This window comes from Corynebacterium sp. zg254 (assembly GCF_024701495.1).
Taxonomy (GTDB): domain Bacteria; phylum Actinomycetota; class Actinomycetes; order Mycobacteriales; family Mycobacteriaceae; genus Corynebacterium; species Corynebacterium zhongnanshanii.
Map to the genome: position 1 here is coordinate 588,095 of NZ_WIAR01000001.1, position 26,782 is coordinate 614,876.

Annotated in this window: 20 protein-coding genes and 1 tRNA gene; 8 read left to right on the forward strand and 13 right to left on the reverse strand. The window is 62.7% G+C overall.

The window, feature by feature from the left end:
- Nucleotides 1-102 precede the first annotated feature (102 nt).
- The 3 genes from GC425_RS02725 (at nt 103) to GC425_RS02735 (ending at nt 4,212) form a co-directional block, all read left to right on the forward strand.
- Entirely contained in the window at nt 103-582 is a 480-nt protein-coding gene (locus GC425_RS02725) for a DUF4307 domain-containing protein (RefSeq protein ID WP_151841905.1), read from the forward strand.
- Nucleotides 583-657: 75 nt separating this feature from the next.
- Nucleotides 658-1,179 (forward strand): transcription elongation factor GreA, encoded by a 522-nt coding sequence (gene greA / locus GC425_RS02730; RefSeq protein WP_151841906.1) that lies wholly within the window; start codon nt 658-660, stop codon nt 1,177-1,179.
- 162 nt (nt 1,180-1,341) lie between these two features.
- Nucleotides 1,342-4,212, forward strand: coding sequence for an ATP-dependent RNA helicase (locus tag GC425_RS02735; RefSeq protein WP_257821852.1), 2,871 nt, complete (start codon nt 1,342-1,344; stop codon nt 4,210-4,212).
- 525 nt (nt 4,213-4,737) lie between these two features.
- On the opposite strand, the gene GC425_RS02740 is transcribed toward GC425_RS02735, so the two are convergent.
- Entirely contained in the window at nt 4,738-6,018 is a 1,281-nt protein-coding gene (locus GC425_RS02740) for a hypothetical protein (protein WP_192930356.1), read from the reverse strand.
- A gap of 584 nt (nt 6,019-6,602) precedes the next feature.
- Complete coding sequence (locus GC425_RS02745) at nt 6,603-7,490, reverse strand: Bax inhibitor-1/YccA family protein (protein WP_151843905.1); 888 nt, start codon at nt 7,488-7,490, stop codon at nt 6,603-6,605.
- Nucleotides 7,491-7,734: 244 nt separating this feature from the next.
- Here GC425_RS02745 and GC425_RS02750 point away from each other — a divergent pair, with 244 nt between their 5' ends.
- Nucleotides 7,735-9,333: a succinic semialdehyde dehydrogenase gene (locus tag GC425_RS02750; protein ID WP_151843904.1), complete on the forward strand. Its 1,599-nt coding sequence runs from the start codon at nt 7,735-7,737 to the stop codon at nt 9,331-9,333.
- Nucleotides 9,334-9,432: 99 nt separating this feature from the next.
- On the forward strand, nt 9,433-10,320 hold the full coding sequence (locus GC425_RS02755) for a class I SAM-dependent methyltransferase (RefSeq protein ID WP_151843903.1): 888 nt from the start codon (nt 9,433-9,435) through the stop codon (nt 10,318-10,320).
- A gap of 70 nt (nt 10,321-10,390) precedes the next feature.
- Here the strand turns inward: GC425_RS02755 and GC425_RS02760 are convergent, their stop codons facing one another.
- The 9 genes from GC425_RS02760 to GC425_RS02800 all read right to left on the reverse strand — a co-directional run bounded on the left by GC425_RS02760 (nt 10,391) and on the right by GC425_RS02800 (nt 18,678).
- Nucleotides 10,391-11,161 carry an SDR family NAD(P)-dependent oxidoreductase gene (locus GC425_RS02760; RefSeq protein ID WP_151843902.1) on the reverse strand — a complete coding sequence of 257 codons (771 nt, stop codon included), beginning with the start codon at nt 11,159-11,161 and terminating at the stop codon, nt 10,391-10,393.
- A gap of 18 nt (nt 11,162-11,179) precedes the next feature.
- Entirely contained in the window at nt 11,180-12,958 is a 1,779-nt protein-coding gene (locus tag GC425_RS02765; RefSeq protein WP_151843901.1) for a bifunctional ADP-dependent NAD(P)H-hydrate dehydratase/NAD(P)H-hydrate epimerase, read from the reverse strand.
- A gap of 45 nt (nt 12,959-13,003) precedes the next feature.
- A tRNA-Leu gene (locus tag GC425_RS02770) sits at nt 13,004-13,077 on the reverse strand.
- A gap of 122 nt (nt 13,078-13,199) precedes the next feature.
- Nucleotides 13,200-14,195: a Ppx/GppA phosphatase family protein gene (locus GC425_RS02775; protein WP_151843900.1), complete on the reverse strand. Its 996-nt coding sequence runs from the start codon at nt 14,193-14,195 to the stop codon at nt 13,200-13,202.
- Between the two features lie 55 nt (nt 14,196-14,250).
- Complete coding sequence (locus GC425_RS02780) at nt 14,251-14,823, reverse strand: DUF501 domain-containing protein (protein ID WP_151843899.1); 573 nt, start codon at nt 14,821-14,823, stop codon at nt 14,251-14,253.
- A gap of 59 nt (nt 14,824-14,882) precedes the next feature.
- Nucleotides 14,883-15,659 carry a septum formation initiator family protein gene (locus GC425_RS02785; RefSeq protein WP_231699682.1) on the reverse strand — a complete coding sequence of 259 codons (777 nt, stop codon included), beginning with the start codon at nt 15,657-15,659 and terminating at the stop codon, nt 14,883-14,885.
- Between the two features lie 86 nt (nt 15,660-15,745).
- Nucleotides 15,746-17,023: a phosphopyruvate hydratase gene (eno, locus tag GC425_RS02790; RefSeq protein ID WP_151841915.1), complete on the reverse strand. Its 1,278-nt coding sequence runs from the start codon at nt 17,021-17,023 to the stop codon at nt 15,746-15,748.
- A gap of 55 nt (nt 17,024-17,078) precedes the next feature.
- Nucleotides 17,079-17,915: a hypothetical protein gene (locus tag GC425_RS02795; RefSeq protein WP_151844268.1), complete on the reverse strand. Its 837-nt coding sequence runs from the start codon at nt 17,913-17,915 to the stop codon at nt 17,079-17,081.
- Nucleotides 17,908-18,678 carry a metal-dependent transcriptional regulator gene (locus GC425_RS02800; RefSeq protein ID WP_151843898.1) on the reverse strand — a complete coding sequence of 257 codons (771 nt, stop codon included), beginning with the start codon at nt 18,676-18,678 and terminating at the stop codon, nt 17,908-17,910. Before GC425_RS02800 ends, GC425_RS02795 begins: the two co-directional genes overlap by 8 nt.
- Before the next feature lie 221 nt (nt 18,679-18,899).
- Here GC425_RS02800 and GC425_RS02805 point away from each other — a divergent pair, with 221 nt between their 5' ends.
- From GC425_RS02805 to GC425_RS02815, 3 genes are read left to right on the forward strand one after another with little or no spacing between them, the layout of a single operon-like run.
- Nucleotides 18,900-19,802, forward strand: coding sequence for a metal ABC transporter solute-binding protein, Zn/Mn family (locus GC425_RS02805; protein ID WP_151843897.1), 903 nt, complete (start codon nt 18,900-18,902; stop codon nt 19,800-19,802).
- Between the two features lie 12 nt (nt 19,803-19,814).
- Nucleotides 19,815-20,582: a metal ABC transporter ATP-binding protein gene (locus GC425_RS02810; RefSeq protein WP_151843896.1), complete on the forward strand. Its 768-nt coding sequence runs from the start codon at nt 19,815-19,817 to the stop codon at nt 20,580-20,582.
- Between the two features lie 3 nt (nt 20,583-20,585).
- Nucleotides 20,586-21,482 (forward strand): metal ABC transporter permease, encoded by an 897-nt coding sequence (locus tag GC425_RS02815; RefSeq protein WP_231699681.1) that lies wholly within the window; start codon nt 20,586-20,588, stop codon nt 21,480-21,482.
- Here GC425_RS02815 and GC425_RS02820 read toward each other — a convergent pair.
- Together GC425_RS02820 and mfd are read right to left on the reverse strand one after the other, a co-directional pair.
- A complete protein-coding gene (locus tag GC425_RS02820; protein ID WP_151843895.1) occupies nt 21,479-22,810 on the reverse strand; it encodes a MazG nucleotide pyrophosphohydrolase domain-containing protein in 1,332 nt (443 codons plus the stop codon). The two genes, GC425_RS02815 and GC425_RS02820, sit on opposite strands and share 4 nt — an antisense overlap.
- A 27-nt stretch (nt 22,811-22,837) precedes the next feature.
- Nucleotides 22,838-26,551 carry a transcription-repair coupling factor gene (gene mfd, locus GC425_RS02825; RefSeq protein ID WP_151843894.1) on the reverse strand — a complete coding sequence of 1,238 codons (3,714 nt, stop codon included), beginning with the start codon at nt 26,549-26,551 and terminating at the stop codon, nt 22,838-22,840.
- Nucleotides 26,552-26,782: the final 231 nt, after the last annotated feature.

Consider the following 26,782-nt stretch of genomic DNA (forward strand, 5'->3'; position numbering starts at 1 on the left):
TTGCTTGTGTGTTGCTGTTATAGCGTTGCTCTTACTGTCCATCCAATTTACTTGGTCTGGGCTAGTGGATCGAAACCTGCGTGATATAAACTCGGACACATCATGAATGCATCAGGCACCGCAGGCACATCAGGCACTGCTCCTCAGGCAGGCTCCCCGTCCACTCCGAAAGCGCGCTACGGGAAGCGCTCCGGTGGAACCTTCACCGGCAAGATCCTGGCCGTGGTTTTTGCTGCGATGATGCTGGCGGCCGTGGTGTACATCGTGGCGATGCTTCGCAACCAGTCCACGGTGGATGTCACTGCAGTGGAGACGGGCGGCTCGGTGGTCTCCGATCACGAAATCAAGGCAAGCATCGACATCACGCGCGATGACCCGTCCAAACCCGCCTACTGCATTATTTACGCGTTGGATTACGAGAAGAACGACGTCGGCCGTCGCGAAATCGCCCTGCCCGCCGGAGGCGACAAGACTGTCCGCGTAGAAACCACCATGCCAACGCGCGAGCGCGCCCACGCCGCGAAGGTCTACGGCTGCTCCTCCGACCTGCCGCCATATTTGACTCCGGAGACACAGAACTAGCGGCAAGCCGGGGCGGCGCTGCACGAAGCAGAACTAGTCGCACCCCGCGCGACCTTGCATGTTAGACTTTTGGTCATGTCTGAGAACCAAACAACCTGGCTTACCCAGGAATCCTACGACCGCCTGCACAGCGAGCTGACCGCCCTGCGTGAGAACCGCCCGGTGCTGGCCGCCGAGATTAACGAACGCCGCGAAGAGGGCGACCTTAAGGAAAACGGTGGCTACCACGCCGCCCGTGAGCAGCAGGGCCAGGAAGAGGCTCGCATCGCCTACCTGGAGGAGTTGCTGGACAACGCCACCATCGGTGAGGCTCCAATGGAGTCCGGTGTGGCCTTGGTCGGAACCGTGGTCCACGTGTACTACGACGGCGACGAGGACGACAAGGAGACCTTCCTGATCGGTACTCGCGGTTTGGAATCCTCCAACCCTGATCTGGAGACCTACTCCACCGACGCCCCTCTGGGCGCCGCGATCGTTGGTGCCAAGGAAGGCGAAACCCGCACCTACTCCACCCCGAGTGGCGAAGAGGTGCAGGTGACGCTGGTCAAGGCCGAGCCATACGACGCCGACCGCGATATTCCCCGCTCCCAGCAGTAATTCACGCTCTCGTGGATCGACGGTGCCTGCGCGCGCGTACGTTGGCGGCGCATACGCCTGCGGTGCGCCGCGCGCAATGCGTACCAACGGTGCCTGCGAGTACCTGCGGTGCCTGTGCGCAATGCGTACCAACGGTGCCTGCGCGCGTAACGGGAGTTCGCGATGATTAACGCAAGCACCCCGTCCGACAACCCGACCTCCACGCCGTTCACCAGCACGAACTCCGCGCCGTTCACCAGCACGAACTCCGCGCCGTTCGATCTGGAGAGCATCGGCGCAGGACTCCCGGTCTTTCAATCCCTCGGAGAGCTCTGGGGCATCCTGGATTACAGCACCACTGCTGTTATCCAGGCACCGCCGGGCACAGGAAAGACCACCCTGATACCACCGGCGGTATCACACTGGCTCCGCGCGAACCATATCGACGGCACCGTCATCGTGACCGCCCCGCGGCGCGTGGCGGTTCGCGCCGCCGCGCGCCGCCTCGGCCACCTCAGCGGCCCCTCAACCCTCGGCACGCACGTGGGCTATTCCATCAAAGGCGAACACACCCCCGGCGACCTGGTGGAATTCGTCACCCCAGGTGTGCTGCTGCGCCGCCTTCTCGCAGATCCGTCCCTCGACGGCGTGGCGGCCGTCATCATCGACGAAGTGCACGAACGGCAGCTGGACACCGACCTGGTCCTGGCCATGTGCATCGAATTAACTCAATTGCGCGAGGACTTCCGGCTCCTCGCGATGTCGGCAACACTGAACTCCCACGCTTTCGCGTCCCTCCTGGCCACTGGCACTACCCGTAGTACTAGCCCGATCCTCAGCACCCCCGCCGTCACACACCCGCTGGACATCACCTACCAACCGCACCCAGGCCGCGCAGAATGCACCCGTGAGTTCCTCCACTTCCTCGCCGACCACGCCATCCAAGCCGTAGAGCAACACCACCGGCAACACTCAGCGCTGGTCTTCGTCCCTGGTCAGCGCGAAATCGACATCGTTGCACGCCGTATCGAAGAACACTCCACCATTGAGGTGCGCCGCCTGCACGGAGGGTTGGCGTCGGAGGAACAGGACAACGCGTTACGCAAAACCCGCAACGCACGCATCATCGTCAGCACCTCCATCGCGGAATCATCCCTAACCGTTCCCGGCGTGCGGATCGTGGTGGATTCGGGGCTGTCGCGCGTCCCGCGGCGCGACAACACGCGGCAGATGACCGGGCTGGTGACGCTCGGCTGCGCGCAATCCACCGCCGACCAACGCGCCGGTCGCGCAGGCCGCGAAGGGCCCGGCACCGTCATCCGCGCCTACAGCGCCGCCGACTACTCCAACGCCGCGCCGGACATCACCGCCGAAATCCTGACGTCCGACCTATCCGACGCCGCCCTCGTCATGCTCAGCTGGGGAGCCGGAGCGGACTTCCCCTTGCCGGACGCACCCGCTGACGCGGCGATGACGGACGCCATCGCGACGCTCACGAGCCTCGGGGCTGTGGAGGGTGCCGAGGTCGCGCCTGGCCGAGTGAGTGCAGGTAGCGGAGTAGGCGGAGTGGGCAGAGGGTCCGCGGCAGATGGCCACGGCGCGGCTGGCGGCAGTGGCGCGGGATCTGCGAAGCCTCCAGCGAGCCCAGGCGGTGCAGCTCCTGCGCTCGCGCGCGCAGGCGGTGCGATGGAAAAGCTGCATGAACTGCGCATCACTGACCTGGGGCGCGCCCTGGCGCTGCTGCCTGTGGACCCTCGTCTGGGCAGGGCGTTGCTCATGTGCGGGCCCGCTGCCGCGGATGTTGTCGCTTCTTTGGCGGACTCGCCGCGAGGTGATCTGGGGCAGCTTGCCGCTGGGGCCACCCGGCACGCGAACCGCAGGAAGGCCCATGCGAAGGAGGCTCGGAGGCTTCGAGCGATGCTGGCCTCCCTCAACGCCAACTCCCCCGCCGAGACACAATCTGCCTCTCCATCCAACGAGCGTCCCGATGGTTCGCACGGCTCCCATGCCGCTAGTTCCCACACCGACGAGACCTCCGCCTCTCATGCCGGCGCGACGTACAGCCCCCAGTCGGGCGAGTTTTGGGGTGAACGTGAGCCCGGCGTCGTCACGGCTCTCGCGTATCCCCAACGCATCGCCCGGCGCGTCGGCACCACGGACGAGTACCTGCTCGCGCAGGGCACACGCGCAACCCTACCCGCTGACCTGGGGCTTTCGGGCGCGCCATGGCTCGCCATCGCCGACGTATCCCGCAGCCGTGCGCGCACCCACTCCGCGTCAGCCACCATCCGAGCCGCCGCGCGACTCAGCGAACGCGACGCCCTGCGCATCCTCCCGGTGCGCGAAACCCTCGAAGCCACGGTGGAAGGCGGGGCGCTGCGCGGGCGAAAAATACGCGCAGCGGGCGCCATCGAACTGTCCTCCACGCCCTGTGCAGTACCTAAGGACGACGCCGTGGATGCGCTTGCGCACCACATCAGACAACACGGGCTCACAGACTTCCCGATGTTCGAACTGTCCGCGAAAGCCCGCCAGCTTCGGGATCGTGTGAACTTCCTGCACGCGCAGCTGGGAGCGCCGTGGCCTGATTTGGGGAAAGACTTCTCCACCCTGGAACCCCTGGAGTGGTTAGGCCCTGAGCTTGAGGCTATCGCCGGCGGATCCCGGGCGGCCGTCGACATGCATGCTGTGCTCCAACGCGTGCTGCCGTGGCCGGAAGCCCTTGAGCTGGATAGTTTGGCGCCTGCCAATGTGGAAGTGCCGTCCGGTTCGCACCCCGCGGTGGACTACTCCACGGGGCGACCTGTGGTGAAAGTGAAGCTTCAGGAATGCTTTGGGCTGGCCGAATCGCCAGAATATGCAGGCATAAAAGTGCAGTTTCACTTGCTTTCCCCAGCTGGCCGCCCACTAGCAGTGACCGATGATCTGGCAAGCTTCTGGTCCGGGCCATACAGCGGCGTGCGCGCAGATATGCGCGGGCACTACCCGAAGCATCCTTGGCCGGAAGATCCGTGGAGCGCGGTGGCGACGTCGAAGACGAAGAAGCGGCTTTGATGGGCTGGGGTGAAATGAGATGAGATGCGGTGTTCTGGGCTGTGTCGTGCTGGGCTGAGCTGAGCTTTCTTCCCAGCACCACGCTCCACTTCTTGCCCAGCCCCACGCCGCAAACCACTACACTGCGCTTTCTTCCCAGCACCACACTCCACATCCTGCCCAGCACCGCTCGGAACAACATCACGCTGCGCCGCTTCCACGGCTCATCCCCGCTCCGAATAGAACACCGCGTTTGGTGTAGCAGGTTTTGCGCCAAAACTGCAGTGATTTTGGCGAAATCACTGCAGTTTCACCGCATCTGCTGCCTCAGCAGTTGCGCTCACAATGCACCACCCACTTCATAAGCCTGTGACCTGCGGTTTTGCAAAGTCACTGGCTCTAGCCTCCCAAAACTCACGCCACATCGAAGCGTGCTGCTCAAGGGCTCAGCAAGCTTCCGTGCTAGAGTTCAGCAAGCTAGAGTCCACCAAGCTCTCACAGTATCGAAGTCTCTGCGCCAGAGCTCCCGCGCTAAAGCTCAGCAAGCTAGAACCCACCAAGCTTTCGCACGATCACAACCTTCAGCTCATCTTCACGCAGCAAACCGACTGTCACACGCTGCACCTTTACGCCGAACTCATCGCACACCACTCCAACGGCTGTATCGAAATCGCGCTGAGATCTATCAAGGTGATGTGCCCCGTCATATTGAAGACCAACGTGCCGAGAACGTGCCCACATCTGGGCATTTCCCACTAGCTCGACGCTCTTCGAAGTCTGCAGATGCGCCCACAGGCGGCTTCCTACTTCCACAACCAGCAGGTCAAGGGCCGTGATCCGCCTCCCATGCTTCAGAAGCTCCACCTGAGGAATCACTTCAAATCTAGGCGCAACGACCTTGACTGCACGCGCATCACCCTTGCCGCCAGCACCGCTCTTGCCACCAGCACCACTCTTGCCACCAGCATTAGCGCCACCACCAGCACCACCCTTGCCGCCACCACCCTCACTCACGCTCACCCCATTCCGCGCCATGGCGTTCATGATGCTCTGCACCATCAGCCTCATGATGGTTTCTTGCGGCGAGTCCGCCTCCGCACTCGAAGCCTCCCACACCTGAGCAAACAGCTTCCCATTCATCAAACCTTTCGCTTCGGCGCAGGCCATATCTTTGCGCATCTGCGGCACCAAAAACCGACGCACCGCGTCCATGACCTGCACACTCCTCACGAAGTCCTGGCTGAGCTCAGCCGTGTACGGCACTCTCCATGGTTCGACGTGCACGCGGCCGTGGCTCAAGGCGTCTATCACTCCAGCGCACGCCGCCATGGGTCGCAGGACGTACATGCCGGGCAGCTGCGCGTCCGGAGCATGGGTGGGCAGTGGCGCGGCATCGGCGCTTCTGCGCCGCAGCACGAGTCGGTTATCTGCAGGAATCTCATGCCCAGAGCCTGTTTTCTTGCCGAAGGGAACGCGCCTCACAATCTCGCCGCTCGCGCCCACCTCTCCACTCGCGCCATTCCCACCCACGCCTCTCTCGCGCACTTTCACAAGCGCCCTAATCGCGTTGTCGCTGTTCGTCACGAAGCAGGTCGGCTGCTCATCCACCCAGAGCGTCAGTCCGCTACAAGCAAGCGCCGAGAAATGCGTCGCGACAGAGCTCGGATTACTGAGGTGGTACGCGCGCGTGCGCGTGACCTGCGTGAGCCCATTCGCCGCTTCATCTGCAGGCACCAACACGCCGTGGCTGATGGCGGTGTACTTTTTCTGTGCTTCCCATCGGGACACGCTGGTCGCGGCGATGGGCATGAGGTGATCCCTTCCCATGTGCCTTACTCTGCCAGCGCGCAGCGCCGCGCCGCAATGGGCTCCGCGAAACCTGTGGATAACTCGCGGGCGTGGCGGGGTCTGTGTGACGTTGTGGATAACTCCACGTGCCCTTTTTATATTCGACGCCCAGCTTCCCTCCCCACAACCTCCCCCAGAAGTGATGGCGTGCTGAGCACAGGTCGCAGAGGCGCTGGGCAAAAGTGATCAGCCAAAGTGATGGCGTGCTGAGCACAGGTCGCTGACGCGCTGGGCAAAAGTGATCAGCAACAGTGATGGCGTGCTGAGCACAGGTCGCTGACGCGCTGGGCAAAAGTCATCAGCAACAGTGATGGCGTGCTGAGCACAGGTCGCTGACGCGCTGGGCAAAAGTCATCAGCAACAGTGATGGCGCGAAAACCCGTTGGTGGGGTTCCACCAACGGGTTTAGTGCGCGAGCTTGACTGCGCACGCGTTAGTGCGCGAGCTGGGCTGCGTAAGCTAGCCTGCGCGGGCGTTGCTGCAGGAGCGAGAATGCGCGTGCGTTGCTGCACAGCACGTTATGGTGCGCAGCTTGCAGCGAGCGCAGCGCGCTGCGCTCCCTGCTAGTTCCTGTTCAACATCGACAGGAAGCGCAGGATCTCGGTGTACAACCACACCAGCGTGACAGCCAGCCCCAAGGCAACGCCCCAGGCCATCTTGGATGGAGCACCAGCGCGCACCAGCTTGTCAGCCTGGTCGAAGTCCAGCAGGAAGCTCATCGCTGCCAAGCCGATGCACACCAGGGAGAACAGGATAGCCAGCGGGCCTCCGTCACGCAGTGGGCCGGCGGAGCCGGTGAACAGTCCAAACACCAGGTTTCCAAGGGCGAGAACCAGAACACCAATCAGCGCGCCCACCATGAAGCGCGTGAACTTCGGGGTCACCCGGATAGCCCCGGTCTTGTACACAAAGAGCATTCCCACGAACACTCCCAAGGTTCCGAGGACGGCCTGGGCGATGAGAGCTCCGGCGTCGGCACCCCCTACGTACATGCCCGTGACCATAAAGCTGAAGCCGCCGACGAACAGTCCCTCGAACGCCGCGTATGCCAAGGTGACAGGTGCCGAGCCGTACTTCTTACCGAAGCTGGAGATCAGCACGGCGACCAGGCCACCGATCATGCCCACGAAGGTCAGGATCATGCCGAGGCCCGGGTTGGAGAGGTTAATGAAGTAGTTCACTGCAGCCAGAGCAACGATCACGGCCACCACAATGCCCGTCTTAGCAACAACATCGTCCACGGTCATGGGGCGGTCGGCGCTTCCGGCGGAGCCGTAGTTAGCGGCGTCCTGTGCTCCGTACTGGTGAGCGGCGGTGGCGACACCCCCACGCGCCGACGTTGCGTAAGGGTTGGTTCCCTGCTGTCCGGCCTGTCCGTTGGATTGTGTGAATGGATTACGCTGGCCGTTATCGTTGGCCAGCGAACTCATGAAGGGGTTTGAGCTTTTCATATAGTCACTTCCGTTGTTGTGCTGGTCATTCAAAGACGCTTCCGGGTGTGAAGCCTCAGAAGCTCGGGTGTATGTCACCGCTCGATATGTACAACGTATGACTGATAGGTTTTGTTCCCTGGTTGCATTGGGGGTAGCTAAAACCATTTCGCACGCCGCCATCACCCAGACACATCTCAAAGAATTTCCCTCTTGCAACCAAAAGCGCCACAGCAGCCCGCATGTTTCGGTACGCTCCCTAACTATGAACCTGAAGCGACTCCCTCTTGGCCCCTTGCCGTCTGATGTTGAAGAAGAACTGCGTGACCTGTCCGCCAACGCCCGCGTGTCCACCAGCACACCGAAGCTGGACCCCAATGGCTCGATCCTGACCGTCGAGATCCCCTTCACCGGCGAGACGCTGGGCTGGGTGGCCTCCGGCACCGAAGATGATGTGACTGAGGCGTTCCGCATCGCGCGTCGCGCGCAGCGTTCCTGGCGCCACGTTCCGTTCTCTGAGCGTAAGAAGATTTTCAGCCGTTTCCACGATTCCGTGTTGAAGCAGCGTGAGTTGCTGGCTGATCTGGTTCAGCTGGAGACGGGTAAAAATCGCGCCACGGCGATGGATGAAGTGCTGGATATTGCGAATAATGCTCGCTATTACGCGAATAATGCGGAGAAGTTTATGCGCGAGCGCTCCCGCTCGACTGCTCTTCCTGTGCTCATTAAGTCCCGTGAGCAGCGCGAACCTTTGGGTGTGGTGGGTCAGATTTCCCCGTGGAATTACCCGTTGTCTCTGTCGATTGGCGATGCCATTCCCGCCCTGTTGGCTGGAAATGCGGTGGTCGCGAAACCTGATTCCAATACTCCGTTCACCGCCTTGCTCGCCTTTAAATTATTATTCGACGCCGGCCTCCCTCGCGACCTAGCCCAACTTGTCACGGGAAGTGGCCGTGTGGTCGGTACCGCCATCGCGGAACAGTGTGACTACTTGATGTTCACCGGCTCCACCAAAACTGGCAAGATCCTGGGCGAGACTGTGGGCCGCCGCCTGGTCGGCTACTCCGCGGAGTTGGGTGGAAAGAACCCTCTCATCGTCGCGAACGATGCCGACATGGATTACGCCGTGCGCAATATCGTGATTGGTTGTTTCTCCAACTCGGGTCAGCTGTGCGTATCCATCGAGCGCATTTATGTGGAGCGCGGATCCTATGACGAATTCGTGGCGAAGTTCTCGGACGCTGTGAAGGCGATGAGCATTGGTCCCGGTTTTGATCCGGAGGTTCAGATGGGAAGCTTGGCGTCGAAGGATCAATTGGATACGGTGACGGAGTACGTGGAGGATGCGCGGGCGAAGGGCGCGACTATCATCGCGGGTGGTCGCGCGCGGCCGGATTTGGGCCCGTACTTCTACGAGCCGACCGTGATGGTTGATGTGCCGGAGGATGCGCGGCTGCGCACGGAGGAAGTGTTTGGGCCGGTGGTGTACATCGAGCCGGTGTCCGACCTGCAGGATGCGGTCGAGAAGGCGAATGACACTGCATATGGTCTCAACGCGTCGGTGTTTGCGCAGTCGGAGACCGCGTGGCGGATCGGATCGCAGATCCAGGCCGGCTCGGTGTCCCTGAACGACGGGTACATGGCGGCGTGGGCGTCCATCGACAACCCGATGGGCGGCATGAAGGAATCCGGCATGTCCCACCGCCACGGCGAGGAAGGCCTAATCAAGTACACGGCCAGCCGCAATGTCTCTGAGCAGCGCTTCATGAGCATCCGCGGCCCGGAGGCTCTTAGCCGGAAGGCGTACAGCACCATCATGGCCCAGGCGATGCTTGTGGGTAAGAAGCTGCGGGTTCTGCCGTAGTTGCTGTGATGCGGTGGCTAGGGCCTGAGCATAGCGGCTAGGGCCTCAGCGCAGCGGGTCTGTAGACTCTTCGCAGTGGGGCTGTAGACTTGCGCCATTATGACTGTTGATGGCCAGATCGCCCGTGCCCATTGGGATTCCGACGCCCAGCGCTATATCGCCGAACATTCCGACTATCTCTCGGAGTTTTATTGGTGCCCGGAACGCCTTCACGAGCGTGAGGCGCAGCTGCTCGGAGATGTCTCCGGTCAGACGGTTGTGGAGATCGGAGCCGGAACGGCTGCGTGCTCCCGCTGGTTAGCGGAGCGCTTCCCCACGGCGCGGGTGCTCGCTACAGACATTAGTGCTGGCATGCTGCGGCAAGGAATGAACCGAGCTGCCGTGGCAGGCACTGGAGCAGCTCCAGCCGCAAAGGCCGGCGGCGGAACGGCTTCCGGCGACTCTCGGCTGCACCGCGCACAGCCCACTGTGCTGCACCGCGCGCAAGCCGATGTACTGGCCTTGCCGGTCGCCACCGGCAAGGCTGACGTGGCGTTTTCCTCCTTTGGAGCCTTCGCCTTCGTGAGGGATCTTGCTGCTGCGCTTCGGGAAAGCGCTCGGATCCTGCGCCCCGGAGGTCGACTGGTCATTGCAGCGAACAACCCGTTCGCGTGGGTATTCCTCGACGACCCAGGCCCGGAAGGCCTGATGGCCTGCGTGCCCTATTGGCAGCGGGAGTACCGGGAGCAGGAGGCGCCAGGCGAGTCAGGCCACGCCGCGCAGCACGAGCAGAGCGCGCAGGAGCCGGACTCCGCGCAGACCACGACCTACGTGGAATACCATCACACCTTCGGTGACTGGGTGCGCGGTTTTGCGTCGGCGGGCCTGGCGCTTCACGACGTCGTGGAACCGGAATGGACCGACGGCGCCGAGGTGTGGGGCCAATGGTCACCACTACGCGGGGCGATCTTCCCCGGAACGCAGATCTTTGTCACCACCAAGCAGTAGCGGCTGCGCCGTGGCGGCCTCGCGTGCCCTACCCCACCGTTGCGACGGCGCAGTCGCAACTACGACGCCACTACTTCCCGTTAATCGGGCGGATCGTCAGATTCTCCACCATCGCGTCCTGCGGCGTGTCCAACGCGAAGCGCACCGCCTGCGCAATGGAGGCCGGGTCCACGAACTCGGACCGCTCATACGCATTGCCGCGCAGATCCTGAATCTCACGCTGCATATCGGAATGGGTCTTTCCTGGGTGAATGGAAATCACGCGGAGCTTTCCGCGGTACTCCTCACGCAACGCATCGGTGTAGGCACGCAGCGCAAACTTCGTGCTGGCATACGGCCCATACCCCACCGAGGAGTGGAAGCCCGCGCCAGAATTGATGCTCACGACCGCGGGCAAGGTGCCACTACCTGTAGTTGCAGCGGGCGTTGCAGCAGGCATCACAGCGGGCGTTGCGGCAGGTACTTCAGTCAGCGCCGGCACCATAAGCCGAGTCAGCTCCGCCACGGCAAAGAAGTTCACATTAAACGCATGCTGCCACTGAGCATGCGTAGTCTCCGTCACGGGAAGGTGAGACACCACGCCGGCGCAGTGAACCAGCACGTCAAGACGGTCCAACTCGAGTTTCTCCACAGCGTGCTGGAGGGATTCAATATCATCCAGGTCCGCCACGAATGCCTCCGCACTAGGGAACTCCTTGGCCACCTCAACGGCTGTGTCGCTGGAGCCGCCGATGATGAGGTGGTGGTCGTCGGCAAGAGTCTTGGCGATCTCATATCCGATACCACGCGTCGCCCCGGTGATGAACGCGATCGGACGACCTTGTTCACGTGCTGTAGCCATTGATCTATTCCTTTCCTATCAATGTCGTGACTGTCCTAACAATGCCGTCGCTGCTGGAATCGCATTCACAATTCCGCTAGCCGATACCGGGGCTGACCCGAACTCAGTCCGTGCGCCGCATCGCGCCGCAGTGCAATGCACAATGACCGCCGCCACGATGTGCTGCATAAACTGCACATCCTGAGTCGCTTCCACATCCTCCAGCTCCGGGAAAAGATCCTGCAGATCCTTCACAATCCCCGGCACCTGGGCGATGTACGCCCCCAGGATTCCGGTGAGGACATCACCGGAACCTGGGGTCGCCGCCCACGAGGACCCAGCATCCACCACCGTAACGGATCCTCCTGGCGTGGCGATCACGCTCGCGCGTCCCTTCAAGATCACATAACACTGCAGCTCAGAAGCCATCTTGACCGTAGCCCCCACCCTGTCCTCCAGGAAGCCCTCCCCTTCTCCCAGAATCTTCGCCAGGCGGAGGAACTCCCCCTCGTGAGGAGTGAGTACCGTCAAACCCTCGCGATCGCGAACCTGCGTCCGGATGTCCTCCTCTTGAGCCAGGATGCTGATGGCGTCGGCATCAATGACAACGGGATCGGGAGTAGACAGCACCGAGCTCAGCTCCAGGATGGACCGCTGCTCCACCCCACGTCCGGGGCCCACCGCGTAGGCATGCGAGCGGAAGCGGTGCACCATATCCGTCACCCGGAGGATCTCCGGCGGCAGGTTATTGGTGGACACGGAGTCACCCACAAAGCGCACCCCATAACTGGTGGCTTTCATCGCAGAGATCGCGCACAGCTGGCCGGCGCCGGGGTACTTGTCACTGCCGGCACACACGGTCACCACGCCACCGGAATACTTGTGGGCGCGGGGGCTCGGCTCGGACGCGATGACTGCGCGCAAGGAATCCATCTCCAGGTCGCTCTGTGGCGCATTGTTGGACAATATGCCCGGCACAGAAGAAAAATCGAAGCGGTACGGCGTACCGCTAGGAAGCTGAATGAAGCTCAACGCCTCCTGACCCGACACCTGCTGAGCCCACAACTCCTCGGACAGTGGCCGCACGGGACGCGAAAAGCCCAGGTCAACAAGCACAATCTGCCCGCACTCGTGCTGAGCCAAACCATGGGCGCGGCGAAGGCCGCCAAACGTCACAGTCACCGTGGCCTGCACATGTGCAGGCACCCTCTGCACCGCCCACTGGGCATCCAACGCATCAAAGCCCCGGGCGTGCACAATCACGGGATCGGGCACCTGCCCGGTGTCCGCCGCCACGCCACTGGGCAGATCAATAGAGAGGATGGGGATACGGGAACTGTGGGCGTCGGAGAGTAATTCGGCAATGGGTTCGTCAAGGGGACGGCCGCTGCCGAGTCCTGAAATGCCATCGATGATCAGCCGGTAGTCATGTGGAAGTGGTATCTCCTGTAGTACCACGCCGCCGGCATCCGTGAATGCCTCCAGTGCAGGTGCATGGGCGGGTTCGCGCTCGGGTTCGTGGTCGGGTTCGTGGTCGGCAGGCTCCTGCAAATCCGCCACAAGAACCGCATGAACATTGCGCACCCCCAGCAGCTCTGCACCGGCATACAACGCATCCCCACCATTGCCCCCAGGCCCCACCAGCAGCAACACATCATCGCTTTCTGCAATGGGCGGCCGATCCTCCGCGAGCATCACCCGCGCCACATCCGCCACGCGCGCAGCGGCCAACCGCATCAGCTCGTCCGGCTCCACTTGCTCGTTGAGAAGGGGCCATTCGGCATCCCGAACCTGCTGCGCTGTGTAGAGGTACATCATGCCAGCAAGTCTAGCGAACACCCCCCTACAGCCGAATGTGCACTGTGCCCCCAGTCGGACTCGAACCGACACTGAATGGATTTTAAGTCCACTGCCTCTGCCAATTGGGCTATAGGGGCTAGCCTTAACACGTCAATTGTGGTCACACAACCGTGGCGCGAAGACCATGGAACATCTTAGCGCACGGACGCGCACGCTAAAGAAAACGACCCTCTGCTAGCGGCGATCACCGCGCAGCCGATCACCGCGCGCGGTCAATCACCTCAGCCAAAATGCCATCCAAGATGTCCTTCTCGCTGATGGTGATGTCCGTCAGCCCCAGCTCCTCAAATCGCCGAGTGAACGCCTCCACCACCAGCGCACCTCCACCGATCACATCGGCGCGGCCCGGGTGCATCGGCCCAAACTCCATCCGCTGCTGGGGGGTGAGCGGCACTAGGTTCATCGCCACCTCCCTCAGACGCGCCAGGGGCAGCGTGTGCATGTGGATCTTCTCGGGCTCGTAACTCTCCAGCTCCTGGGCCAGGGCGCACAGCGTGGTCATGGTGCCAGCCACTCCCACCACGCGCGTCACACTGCTCAGATCCACGTGCTGTTCCACGTCGGCGAGGAGTTGGGCGACGGTGGCTTGGGCGTCGGATATTTCGGATTCCTTCGGCGGCACCGTCTGAAGGTGGCGTTCGGTGAGGCGCACGCAGCCCATGTCCGCGGAATACGCCTGCGTGCCGCCGACCACGAACTCGGTGGAGCCGCCGCCCAAGTCGATCACGCAAGTGGTATCCAGGGAATCCGCGCTGGTCTGCGGAAGATCCATCACCGCGCCACGGAAGGACAGGCGCGCCTCCTGTTCGCCGCTGATGACCTCCGCCACCGCACCCTCGCGGACGCGACCCAACAGCCTGCGGGTGATCTCGAAGAACTCTTCCCTATTGGACGCATCGCGCGTAGCGGAGGTGGCGCCCATCATCACGTCGCGCACGCCATACTCCACCATCCGATCCGCGTAGATCTCCAGCGCATCCTCCACGCGGCCCAAAGCCTCATCCGCGAACCGCCCCGTGGCATCCACCCCTTGCCCCAGGCGCACGATGATGTTGTCGCGGTTCAGCTCCCGCAGCGTGCCGTCCTCGCGCACTTCGCTGATCAGCAGACGAATGCTGTTGGTGCCGCAATCAATGGCCGCGTATCGCGGTGCCGTGCCTGTGTGCGGTGCCGTGCCTGTGTTCTGTGGTGCCATGTGCTTGTCCTCCATGCTGCGCTAGTCCGTCTGTCTCGTTTATTGGCGCTACCTTCTAGTCCGTCTCTACCGATGCTTCCTGCATCGACGTCCCCAACTCCTCACTGGTCGGCCAGTCGGTAGGCAGCGCCGTGCCCACGAGCTTCGGGTTATTCTCCGCAGCCAGCGCCACCGCCTCGGTTCCCAGCCGCACGCGATCCGGCCCCTCGGCCAGCGCATAGGCGATGAGCACGTGCAGGCACTTCACGCGATCGGGCATGCCGCCGCCGGAGAAGTCCGTCCCGAGGGACTCCATGGCATTGCGTTGCGCCAAGAAATGCTCGTGCGCCCGCTGGTAGTCGGCCGCCAGCTCGGGATCGTTGCCCAGGCGCTCCTGCATGGTCTTCATCACGCCGGCGACTTCCAGGCGGGATGCCTCGGCCGTCAGACGCGGATCCGTCAGGTAATACAGCGTGGGAAAGGGCGTGCCATCAGGTAGCTTAGGCCAGGTTTTCACCACGGCCGGTTGTCCGTCAGGGGAGCGGTAGCTAACCTCGACCGCGCCACGGGGGCGCCGGCCCAGTTGCTGCTCCATAATGTCCAGGTCAGCCTCGGTCACGCTGCTTTTATCATCCGTGTATTCACTCATCGTCCTTTAGCTTAGACGATGCGCCCTACAGCCACTCATCTGCTCGCGGCCGGAGCCGCCTAGTTCTTTGGCGGCGGTGGCGGATCCCCCGCCTGCGGTACCGTCGGCAGTTTCAGCGCGGGGCCGTCTTCGTCGTTGTCATCAACCACGGATTCGTGTTCCGGCACGCTAATGGAATCCCAGAGCTGCTCGTACCACGGCGCTGGCGCAGTCGGCTCTTCCTCGCCCGGCACGAAGTCCGAGCCCTCAGCACCCACCTGACCATTGGCTTTGATCTTCGGCGAGATGATCCTGAACGCAGATTCCCCAGGCTCGATCAAGCCCAGCCGCGTGCGTGCCACTTCCTTGATGTAGTTCTCGTTGCCGTAGCGGTTGATCTCCTCGATCAATTCGGCCTTGTACTGCTCCTGCGAGGTGATCTTGCTCTCCAACTCCGCGATCTGGGAGCGTTGCTCAAAGTAGTTCCGCAGGGGTTGCGCGATGGAGAATGCCAGGAATGCCACCAGCAATGCGGTGAACACCGTGACTCCTGGGTTGATGCGCTGGGGTAACTGCACGAAGTTGCGTGCCAGGCGGGCGGGTGCTTGCCGTGCCTGTGCCCGACGCCGAGCCTGCCGTTCCACAGACCTCGCCTGAGGAAGCGAGCCCCGTGATTCTTGGGGCCGCTCGTCGCGCTCATCCCGCCCGTCTTGCTGCCGCACATCCCGGTCCATCTGAGCCTCACGCCGAGCTGCACGCCGAGCGTCACGCGCAGAGGAACCCCGGCCACGACCGGCGCGTTGGTTCGCGCGGGTTCGTGAGCCGGGGTTCGAGCTCTTGCGTGGTTGTGGAGTCATATGCCTACAGCATACCCGCGATCACGCGGGTCTCCGTGCGCACCACACCGGCCTACCGCCGGAAAGTAGAACGCACTGTGGGAACACTAGCCCTGGAAGCGAGGGAATGCGTCGCGGCCAGCGTAGACAGCTGCGTCCTCCAGGTACTGCTCGATGCGCAGCAGCTGGTTGTACTTCGCCACACGCTCGGAGCGAGCAGGTGCACCGGTCTTGATCTGACCACAGTTCAGTGCCACGGCCAGATCTGCGATGGTGACGTCCTCGGTCTCACCGGAGCGGTGGGACATCATAGTGCGGTAGCCGTTGCGGTGAGCGAGCTCGACGGCGTCGAAGGTCTCGGTCAGGGTACCGATCTGGTTCACCTTCACCAGCAGCGCGTTGGCGGCCTTCTTCTCGATGCCCTCCTTCAGGCGGGCTGGGTTGGTGACGAAGAAGTCATCGCCCACGATCTGCACCTTGTCGCCGATGGCTGCGGTGAGGTTGGTGTAGCCCTCCCAGTCGTCTTCCTGCAGAGGATCCTCGATGGAGACGATCGGGTACTCGTTGATGAGCTCCTCGTACACCTTTGCCATCTCCTCGGCGGTGTGCTCGCCGCCTTCGAAGTGGTACTTGCCGTCCTTGTAGAACTCGGAGGATGCTACGTCCAGAGCCAGGGCAACGTCGGCGCCGAGCTTGTAGCCCGCACCCTCGATAGCCTCGACGATCAGGTCCAGTGCAGCCTTGGTGGACTCCACGGAGGGGGCGAAGCCACCCTCGTCACCCAAGCCGGTGGACAGGCCCTTGTCCTTGATGACCTTCTTCAGGTTGTGGTATACCTCGGTACCCATGCGCAGAGCCTCAGAGAAAGTCTCCGCGCCGATAGGAGCAATCATGAACTCCTGAACGTCCACGCCGGAATCAGCGTGAGCGCCACCGTTCAAGATATTCATCATAGGAACCGGCAGCACGTGGCCGTTCGGGCCACCGATGTAGCGGAACAGCTGAAGATCAGCTGCCTCAGCGGCGGCGTGAGCCACTGCCATGGACACACCCAGCAGCGCGTTAGCGCCCAGGCGGGACTTGTTGGCGGTGCCGTCCAGGGCGATCATCGCGTTGTCGACCAGGCGCTGGTCATCTGCCTCCAGGCCCACCAGCTCGTCATTGATCTCCTCGATGACGTTGCGGACAGCCTGGGTCACGCCCTTGCCGAGGTAACGGTCGTCACCATCACGCAGCTCGTGAGCCTCGTGAACACCGGTGGAGGCGCCGGAAGGAACGGCAGCGCGGCCGGTGGAGCCGTCGTCCAGTCCCACCTCAACCTCAACCGTGGGGTTACCGCGGGAGTCCAGAATCTCACGTGCAATGATCTGCATAATTTCAGCCATGTGTGTGCGCCTCCTTGGCAGCAGTTAGGTGATGAACGCCCCTATTATTGCAGGTTTATCCGTGGGCGCGCTGCCCCAGGGCATAGTTCGCCGCCGCGTCGCGGACATTTAGCATGTATTCGTTGCTTTGGTTGTACCCCCGAACGGCGGAGGTCCACCCTTCTGGGGTGGATAGGTCGCGCTCGTGCGAGCAGAGCAGGCGTGCGGCGGCCACGGCGGCGTCGTCGATATTCTGGGGATTTCCGGTGTAGTCGCGGATCGGGCTACCCCCGCCCATGTCGGCTCCATACATGCGCCAGGCTTCGGGGATGAATTGCATCGGCCCGACGGCGCGGTCGAAGTCCTTGTCGCCGTCCAGGGTGCCGTCATCGGTGTCCCCGACCTCGGCGAAGCCGTCGCCGTTGAGCTGCGGGCCCACGATGGTTCCCGAGCCGTCGCCGCGGGACGTGCCGACCACGTTGCCGCGGTCATCCAGTTCCGTGTGGCCGTAACCCTTGCCGTTGTAGGCGCCGTGGTGGGTCTCCACAAAACCGATCGCGGCCAGCGTGTTCCACGTCAGATTGCAGTCGGGGAGGTTGTAGCGCGCGTAGACCTCACCCTGGCCGTACGCCATGAGAGCCTGCACCGGAATACCCAGATCCTCCGACCCTGCCTGCGCCCACGCGTGCAACTGCAGAGCCGTGCGCCCACCGGCAGCCAGGTCCATCTCCGGAGCTGGGGTGGCGGCGCGGGGCGGGACGTCGTCGTGGATCGGGAGGCGCTGCGAACGGTTCCAGTCCTGGCCGCCGAGCACGCCCGCGACCAGGTAGCCCACCAGGGCGATCACTCCGACGATCGCGGCGATGGAGACCAGGCTGCCTACGAGGAGGCCCTGGCCACGGCGTTTACTCATCATCGCCCTTCAGGTCAGCCGGCAGGTCCGGCGCCTGGTCAGCCTGCACATCCGGTGCTTGGTCAGCCTGCAGGTCCGCCTCCTGCACGCGCCGACACATCACAGCTCCCAGACTGGAGGATGGCAGCTGGACTCTCGAGTGCACCTGGCCGTCGGCGTCGATAATGGACAACTCCGCCATATCCGCGAACACCCGGGGCTGCATCTCCACCTGCACGCCCGGCTGCACGCCATGCTGGTAGAGGTACTTCAGCAGGTCGCCCTCGCGGTCGCTGATGCGGTCGATGTACACGCGGTCACCGGGCTCCACCTCCCGAAGACCCAAGGTGGGTGGGGTGCGCAGATTACCGTGCGCGTCCGGAATGGGATCGCCGTGCGGATCGCGGGTGGGATGCCCCATCACGGCGGAGATCTTTTCCAAGAAGCGCTCGGACACGGCGTGCTCCAGGATCTCGGCTTCATCATGGACTTCGTCCAAGGAGTAGCCCAATTCCGTGCACAGGTAGGTTTCGATCATGCGATGACGGCGGATCATGGCCAGAGCCATGGTGGTGCCTTGGTCGGTGAGTTGAATGTCACCATAGGGGGCATGTTCCACCAGGTCTTGGGCGACGAGGCGCTTGATGGCTTCGCTGGTGGTGGATTTCCGTTGGCCCATGTGTTCTGCCAGAGAGGACAGGGTGGCACCTGGTCCCCATTCCTGCAGGTCGTAGATCTTCTTCAGGTAATCCTGAGTGCGATCTGGCAGGTCATCGATATGCATGGGTGCCAGTGTACTTGCGCGCGATTGTGCGTGCGCACGCACGCCACGCCGCCACCCAGCGGACTAACCGTCGGGCTAACCACCGGACTGTTCACCCTACCCCTTATCGACAAACGTTATTGACAAATACTTCTACTAAGGCTAGCCTTCGTGCCAGAGTTCAACGCATTGAACTTTTATGATTTAATGACAGAACACCTTCGATCACACCAAGGAAACCCATGTCCCTTCGCCACGTCACCCGTGCAGCCGCCGCACTCCTCATCGCGGCCATCCCCCTAGGCCTCACCGCCTGCTCGGACACCACCAACTCCGCCGACGGCAAGCCCACCATCAGCACCACCTTCACCATCCTCCAAGACATCACCGAAAACATCGCCGGGGACACCGCCACCGTCACCAGCCTCACCAAACCCGGCGACGAAATCCACGGTTTCGAGCCCACACCCGCCACCATCAAAGAAGCCGCCCACGCGGACATGATCATCACCAACGGCCTCGGCCTGGAGAACTGGGCCGAACAGCTCTACAAATCCAGCAAGGCCACCCGCGTGACCGCCAGCGACGGCGTGACCCCCATCCCCATCGACGGCAGCGACCTGCCCAATCCACACGCCTGGATGAGCCCCACCGTGGCACAGAAGTACGTCAGCAACATCGAAAAAGCCCTGGCCGAGAAGTACCCAGAACACGCCGAGACTTACCATCGCAACGCCCAGACCTACCGCGATAAGATCCAGAAGGTCCGCGACGACGTTGCCCACGAACTGGCCACCATCCCCAACGCCACCCTGGTCACCTGCGAAGGAGCATTCAGTTACCTCGCCAAGGACTTCCACCTGAAGGAGGGCTACATCTGGCCGGTCAACGCCGACGGCGAGATCACCGCCTCCCAGATCAACGGCGCGGTCGAAACCGTCAAACGCAACAAGGTCCCTGCCACGTTCTGCGAATCCACCGTCAACACCGGGCCGCAACACCAGGTGCTTGCGGCCACCGGAGCCTCCGACGGCGGCACGCTGTTCGTGGACTCCCTCACGGACTCCTCCGGTCCCGCGCCGACCTACCTTGACCTCCTGACCCACGACACAACCACCATCGTCAACGGCCTGAAAAAGAAATAACCCACGTCACCTATGCAGTCCACATCCACGTCCGCGCCCATCCCCGCTCTGACCGCGAAGGGCTTGCGCGTCCGTTATAGCCCGACTTCCTCCCCCGCCCTCTTCGACGCCTCGCTCTCCCTTTATCACGGCCATATCAAAGCCCTGATCGGCCCCAATGGTGCCGGCAAATCCACCCTCTTCAAAGCACTCATGGGCCTAGTGCCCCATGTGCACGGCACCGTGGACATCCCCGGAGGGCGCGGAAAAATCAGCTACGTTCCCCAACACGATGACGTCAACTGGAACTTCCCCATCAGCGTCAAAGAGGTCGTGCAAACCGGCGTGCTCGCCGGGGCGAAAAACAAGTGGATCGGGCGACTCACCGCACAACAACGCCAGCACGTCCGCGACGCCCTTAAAGCCGTGGACCTGGAACACCTCGCCGACCGGCACATCTCCGAACTCTCCGGCGGGCAAAAGAAGCGCGTCTTCGTGGCCCGGGGGCTTGCCCAGAAAGCCACCATCATCCTGCTCGACGAGCCGTTCGCCGGCGTGGACCAGGCCACCGAACACTCGCTCATCGAACTGCTCCACAGCCTGCGCGACCAGGGCGTGGCGATGCTCATCGCCACGCACAACCTGGATCAAGTGCCGCGGCTCGCGGACTCAGTCCTGATGCTCAACCGCACGGTCATCGCTGAAGGCGACGTGGAGGACACCTTGACGAAGGAGAACCTCATGGCAACGTACGGCTGGGCGTCGGCTCATACGATCGAATCAGAAGCACAGGAGGGCTAACGCGTGACCGCATTGATTGACATGCTCAGCTACCCCTTTATGCACAACGCACTCATCGTGGCGGTGGCGATGGCCATCGCCGCGGGGCTGGTGAGCTGCCTGCTCATCATGGTGGGATGGTCGCTGCTGGGCGACGCCATCTCGCACGCCCTGCTCCCCGGCGTGGTGGTGGCCTACATCGCCGGGCTGCCGTACGCGGTCGGCGCGTTCGTGGCGTCGCTGATTGCGGTGGGTGTGGTCAATGGGCTCAAAACCCGCACCACCCTGAGGGAGGACACCACCATCGGCATCGTGTTCACCGCCTTCTTCGCGCTGGGGCTGGTGCTCATCTCCCGCACGCCGGGCACCGGACATTTGGAGGAGATCCTGTTCGGCAACCTGCTGGGCATCAGCGAGTCCGTGAAGTGGCAAGTGGTGGGATTTGGCGCTGCGGCCGTGGCGCTGATCCTCTTCGGGCGCCGGGCGCTCAGAATGTGGGCCTTCGACCCGTTGCACGCCGCGATGGCGGGATTCCCCGTGCGGGTGGTGCGTTGGATTCTGCTGACCGCGTTGGTGTTTGTGGTGGTCAGCGCCGCCCAGGCAGTGGGTGCGATCCTGGTGGTGGCGATGCTGGTCACCCCGGGTGCTACGGCCTATCTGCTCACGCGGCGTTTCGGTGTGATGCTGGTGCTCGCACCCAGCATCGCGGTGGTCTGCAGCGTGGCCGGCCTGCTGGGAAGCGTAGGCCTGAACGTCTCCCCTGGTGGAGGCATCATTCTGCTGCAGTTTATGGTCTTTATTCTGGTGTGGCTGTTCGCACCGCGCGAAGGCGTGCTGGTTCGGCGGATCGGCGCGCGGGGCAAGGCACTGAAGGGCACTACGCCGCGGGCGGCAAAGACCGAGGAAGCGCCGCAGGCCTAAGAGTTCTGCTGACGCTCCGCCAGGTGCGCTCGGAAACTCTGCACCGCATCCAGCAGGCGCTTCTCCGCCTGACCCGGCGCGTCCAGCTCCAACCCAACCATGGGGTAACGAATATCAGTGGGGATTTCCATATCGGAGATCCCCATCTCGCGTGCCTCACGAATCACCTTGTCCGCCTCGGCCAGGCCGGACAGTCCCGCGGGCTGTGCATTCTGCGGCTGTGCTGGTTGTGCCGCCTGCGCGTTCTGTGCATTCTGTGCCGGGAACTGCGACGCCTCCGGCTCCTGCCGTCCACCAGCAGACTGAGCTGCGGACGAGGACTGCGCAGACGAGGAGCCGGCGTCGGAATTGTTTTTCGCATCCACGAAGGAACGGTAGGACTCGCCGAATTTCTCGACCCGCTTGTCCTTCTCCGCCTTCTTGCCCGCGGCCCACAAACGGTCCTGCTCAGCCTTGGACACCGCACGCTCCACATCCTCAAACAGGTACGGCGCGCGGGAACGCAGCTTCACCGCCAGCGCACCGGCCACATGTCCGATGTCGAAGGAGCCGCGCCGGTTGGCGATCTCCGCGTGGAACAGCACCTGCAGCAAAATGTCGGATAGTTCCTCGCACAGCTCCTGCTCCAGCCACTCCGGCTTGGACGCCGCCGGTTTCCCACCCGCGCCGTACTGCGCTGCAATGCTGACAATGCGCTCCAGCTCGTCGGTTTCCTGGCGAAGATACGTCATCAGCGAGCTGTGGGTTTGCTCCTTCTCCCACGCTCCCTGACGTAGTGCGCGCGCCATCAACGCCACTGCGTCTTCCAATTCATCCATTACCGACGCCGGCACCTCTGTCCGCGTGGTTCTCCTCAAACCTGCCACTGTGGCTGTGTGCTGGTCCGTCCCGACGATCGATCCGTCCACCACACCTGCGCCGGAGTGCTGGATCTGGTCGGTGCTAGGCGCGGGGACCCCTCCGGGCTGGGTGCCGTCTGCGTAGGCGGCATCGTCCGCGCGGGCGGGGACGTTGCTGTCGGTACCGCCGGTAGTACTAGCCCCCGCGGGACCGGCGAGCAGTTCGCGATCACCCTCGATCTCCACCAGCAGTGACGGGGCCTTGATGATCTCCTCGCCCTCGTCAAGGTGCTCATGGACCGCTTCGTTAGTGATATCCGTGGTGACCAGGACATCGGCTTCGTCGACCACATGACCACCCAGATCGGCGATGACCCACCGGACACGAATGGGCACTTCTTCGGTGTACGCAACATCACCCTGGAGAAGCTTGGCGGCTTCCACAGGGATCATTGCAGGGAATCGGGGGTCTAGAAGTACGACAGCCATAACGGGAATCATACCCCGCCACAGGCGCTACGTGTGGGCAGGCTGGGCGCCTGTCATATCCCGGGCTGGGATTCCCGCCAGCTGAGTGAGCACGTCAGAGCACCACTGCACCAGTTCTACCCCGGCCAGCGGCACCGCACGCATGCCTTCACCCTTCTTCGGCAGCGGTATCAACACAATCTTCGTGGTGGCCCGGTACTGCGCCGAACGGAACAGACGCTTGAGGCGAACTTGGCCGGAATCGGCCAGGTCAATGGGGCTGAAGCTGATCTTCTGTCCAGTCAGCACAATGTCGTGAACCTTCAGGTCTCGGCACAGCATCCGCAGCCTGGTCAGAATGGCGAGCAGCTGAATCTGCTCCGGCGGAGTACCGTAGCGGTCGCGCAGCTCCTCCAGAACCGCGTGGATTCCCTCCTCGTCGGTGATCTCCGCGAACTTGCGGTAGGCCTCCAGGCGCAAGCGCTCCGACGCAATGTATTCGGCCGGGATGTGTGCATCCACCGGAAGGTCCAGCCGGATTTCCTTCTTCTCTTCCTCTGTGCCATCCACGGGCTTGCCGTCAGCGATAGCGCGGAACGCCTCTACGGCCTCCCCGACGAGTCGCACGTAGAGGTCGAAGCCCACACCCGCGATGTGACCGGACTGCTCCGCGCCCAGCACGTTACCGGCGCCACGCATCTCCAGGTCCTTCATGGCCACAGCCATGCCGGCGCCCAGATCATTGTTCTGGGCGATCGTGGTCAGGCGGTCATAGCTGGTCTCCGTGAGCGTTTCACCGCGAGGGTAAAGGAAATAGGCATAGCCGCGCTCACGGGAACGGCCCACGCGTCCGCGCAGCTGGTGAAGCTGCGACAGCCCCATGTGGTGGGCATTCTCCACGATCAACGTGTTGGCATTGGCGATGTCCAGTCCGGTCTCCACGATGGTGGTACACACAAGCACGTCGAACTCTCGATCCCAGAAGCCCTGAACCGTGGTCTCCAGTTGCTCCTCAGACATCTGCCCGTGGGCCACCACCACGCGCGCCTCGGGAACCAGACGGCGGATATTCGCCGCGCAGTCCTCGATGCTGCGCACCTTGTTGTGCACATAGAACACCTGGCCGTCACGCAACAGCTCCCGGCGGATGGCCGCGGCCACGTGCTTATCTTCCTGCGCTCCCACATAGGTGAGCACCGGATGGCGGTCCTCCGGGGGAGTCAAAATGGTGGACATCTCGCGGATGCCTGCCATGGACATCTCCAACGTGCGCGGGATCGGTGTGGCGGACATGGTCAGCACGTCCACGTGCGTCCTCAAGGACTTGATGTGTTCCTTGTGCTCCACACCAAAGCGCTGCTCCTCATCCACCACGATCAGGCCCAGGTTCTTCCAGGTCACGCCGGTCTGAATCAAGCGGTGGGTGCCGATCACAATGTCGATCGTCCCATCGGCAAGGCCCGCCAGGATCTCCTTCGATTCCTTCGCGCTAGTGAAACGGGACAGCTCCCGGATCGTGGTGGGGAAATCCTGCATGCGATCCTGGAACGTCTTCAGATGCTGCTGCGCCAGCAACGTGGTGGGAACCAGCACCGCCACCTGCTTGCCAGACTGCACGGCCTTAAACGCCGCGCGCACAGCAACCTCCGTCTTACCGTAGCCCACATCACCCACGATCACCCGGTCCATCGGAACAGGCTTTTCCATATCCGCCTTCACGGCCTCAATGGCATTCCACTGATCCTCCGTCTCCGTGTACGGGAAAGCCTCCTCCAACTCCCGCTGCCACGGCGAATCCGCCGCGAACGCATAGCCCGGAGCTGCCTGCCGCGCGGCGTACAACTGCACCAGCTCACCAGCGATTTCCCGCACCGCGCCACGGGCCTTACGCTTCGTGTTCTTCCAGTCCGCGCCGCCCATCTTGGACAGGGCAGGCTTCTCACCACCCACGTAGCGGCTCAGCAGGTCCAGCTGATCCATCGGCACGTACAGCTGATCTCCCGGGCCGCCCCGCTTACTGGGGGCATACTCTAGCACCAGGTACTCGCGCCGCGACCCCTCCCCTGGCTTGCCGATCGTGCGCTCCGTCATCTTCACGAACTTGCCAATGCCGTGCGAGTCATGCACCACCAGATCCCCCGGCTCCAAGGCCAACGGATCCACACGGTTGCGCTTCTTCGCAGGCTTGCGCTTACCCGTGGCCTTCGCGTCCACACGGTTACCCGTCAAATCCGTTTCCGTTAAGAACAGCATCGACGCCTGCGCGTCATCCCCCGCGAACGGAAAGTCCACACCCACGTGCGCCACCGCGTGGTAGATCCACACCTTCCCGCCGGCAGGTTCGTCCGCCACCGTGGCAGTGGGCTTGGACAGCCGCCCCAACCGTTGGCCCGTGAGATCGACGCCCACTGCTTCGTTCGGGAGGCCGGCGTCGTTTAAACGACGAATCATACGGGCAGCCACAGCAGGCGTGGGCGCGGCGAACACCACCCGGCCCCCGCCCTCCACACGACGACGAATATCGGCCATCACACGGCCAATCGCGTCCAGGTCCCCGTGCGGGGCAGGTGCGGCATCGTAATCCAAGGTCAGGGCATCATCCTGCGCATCATCGGCGTCCAGCCCATCCAGCATGCCCACGGCCGACAACGTCCACCACGGGCGGCGCAGCTTCTCCTGAACCTTCTGGACCGCCAACAAGGACATGTACGCCACGCTCTGCATCGGGGCGTCGCCACCAGCGGCGGCAATCTCCCACCCGGCCTCCATGAACTGGCGGCCCGTCTCATCCAAATCCACCGCGCGGCGCTCCACTGCACCCGGGGACACAATCACCGTATGCGTCCCCTCCGGCATCAACTCCGGCAGGGACACCAAATGCTCGCCACGCAACAAAGGAATCACAGACTCCATGCCTGCGACCTGCATTTTCTGCGAAATCTTGTCCAAAAACTCCGCAAGATCCCCCACCTGGGCGTGCTCCTGAGCGGCCTGCGCGGCACGGGCGGCAAGCTCATCCGTCAGCAGCAACTCGCGGCAGGCATAGACCGTAATATCAAGGTCATCCACGCCATCAATCGTGCGCTGATCCCCCACGGAAAACGCGCGCACCTCGCTAATTTCATCGCCCCAGAAATCCACGCGGACTGGAAGATCCTCCGTGGCCGGATATACATCCACAATTCCACCGCGAATAGCGAAATGACCGCGCTTCGCCACCACATCCACATGCTGATACCCCAAGGCCACAAGCTGGTGTTGAAGATCCTCGAAATCAATCTCCACACCCGGCTTCAGATGAATAGGCTGCACCTCGCCCAGATCCTTCTGGATGGGCTGGACCAACGCGCGAGTTGGAGCCACCACAACCTTCAAGGAGGAATCCGTAGCCAACCGACGCAACACCCGCATGCGATGGGACACCGTCTCCGTGCCCGGCGACAGGCGCTCATGCGGCAGCGTCTCCCAGGCGGGGAAATACTCCACGGAAGAACCGAGCATGTACTTCAACACCGTCGTGAGATCCTGCGCCTGACGGCCCGACGGAGTGACCACCAGCACCGGGGCGTGCTGCGCCACCGTACCGACCACAAACGGCCACACTCCGTCCGGGCCCTGAATATGTAAGGAACGCTCCCCCACGTTCGCCACCACGCCCCGCAATTTCGAGTCCCTCGCAGCAGCCTTCAACACACCAGATAACGCCGGTGACGTGGGCTTTTGCGAAGTATTTACAGTGGTAGTCTGCGCGGATGAACTCATAGCCCACAAGTGTAGCGCCCGGCACCTACAACGGTTCAACCAGAGGTTTTCACAAACCACAGGACGATGAGGTATTGTGTCCACAGCGTGTGCAAACACGTGGATTCTCCCATGGTGTAATCGGCAACACTACGGTTTTTGGTACCGTCATTCTAGGTTCGAGTCCTGGTGGGAGAGCTTTTTATGCTCCGGGGCTGGGCCCACGCTGGGGAGGCTAAACGAAAAATGCGT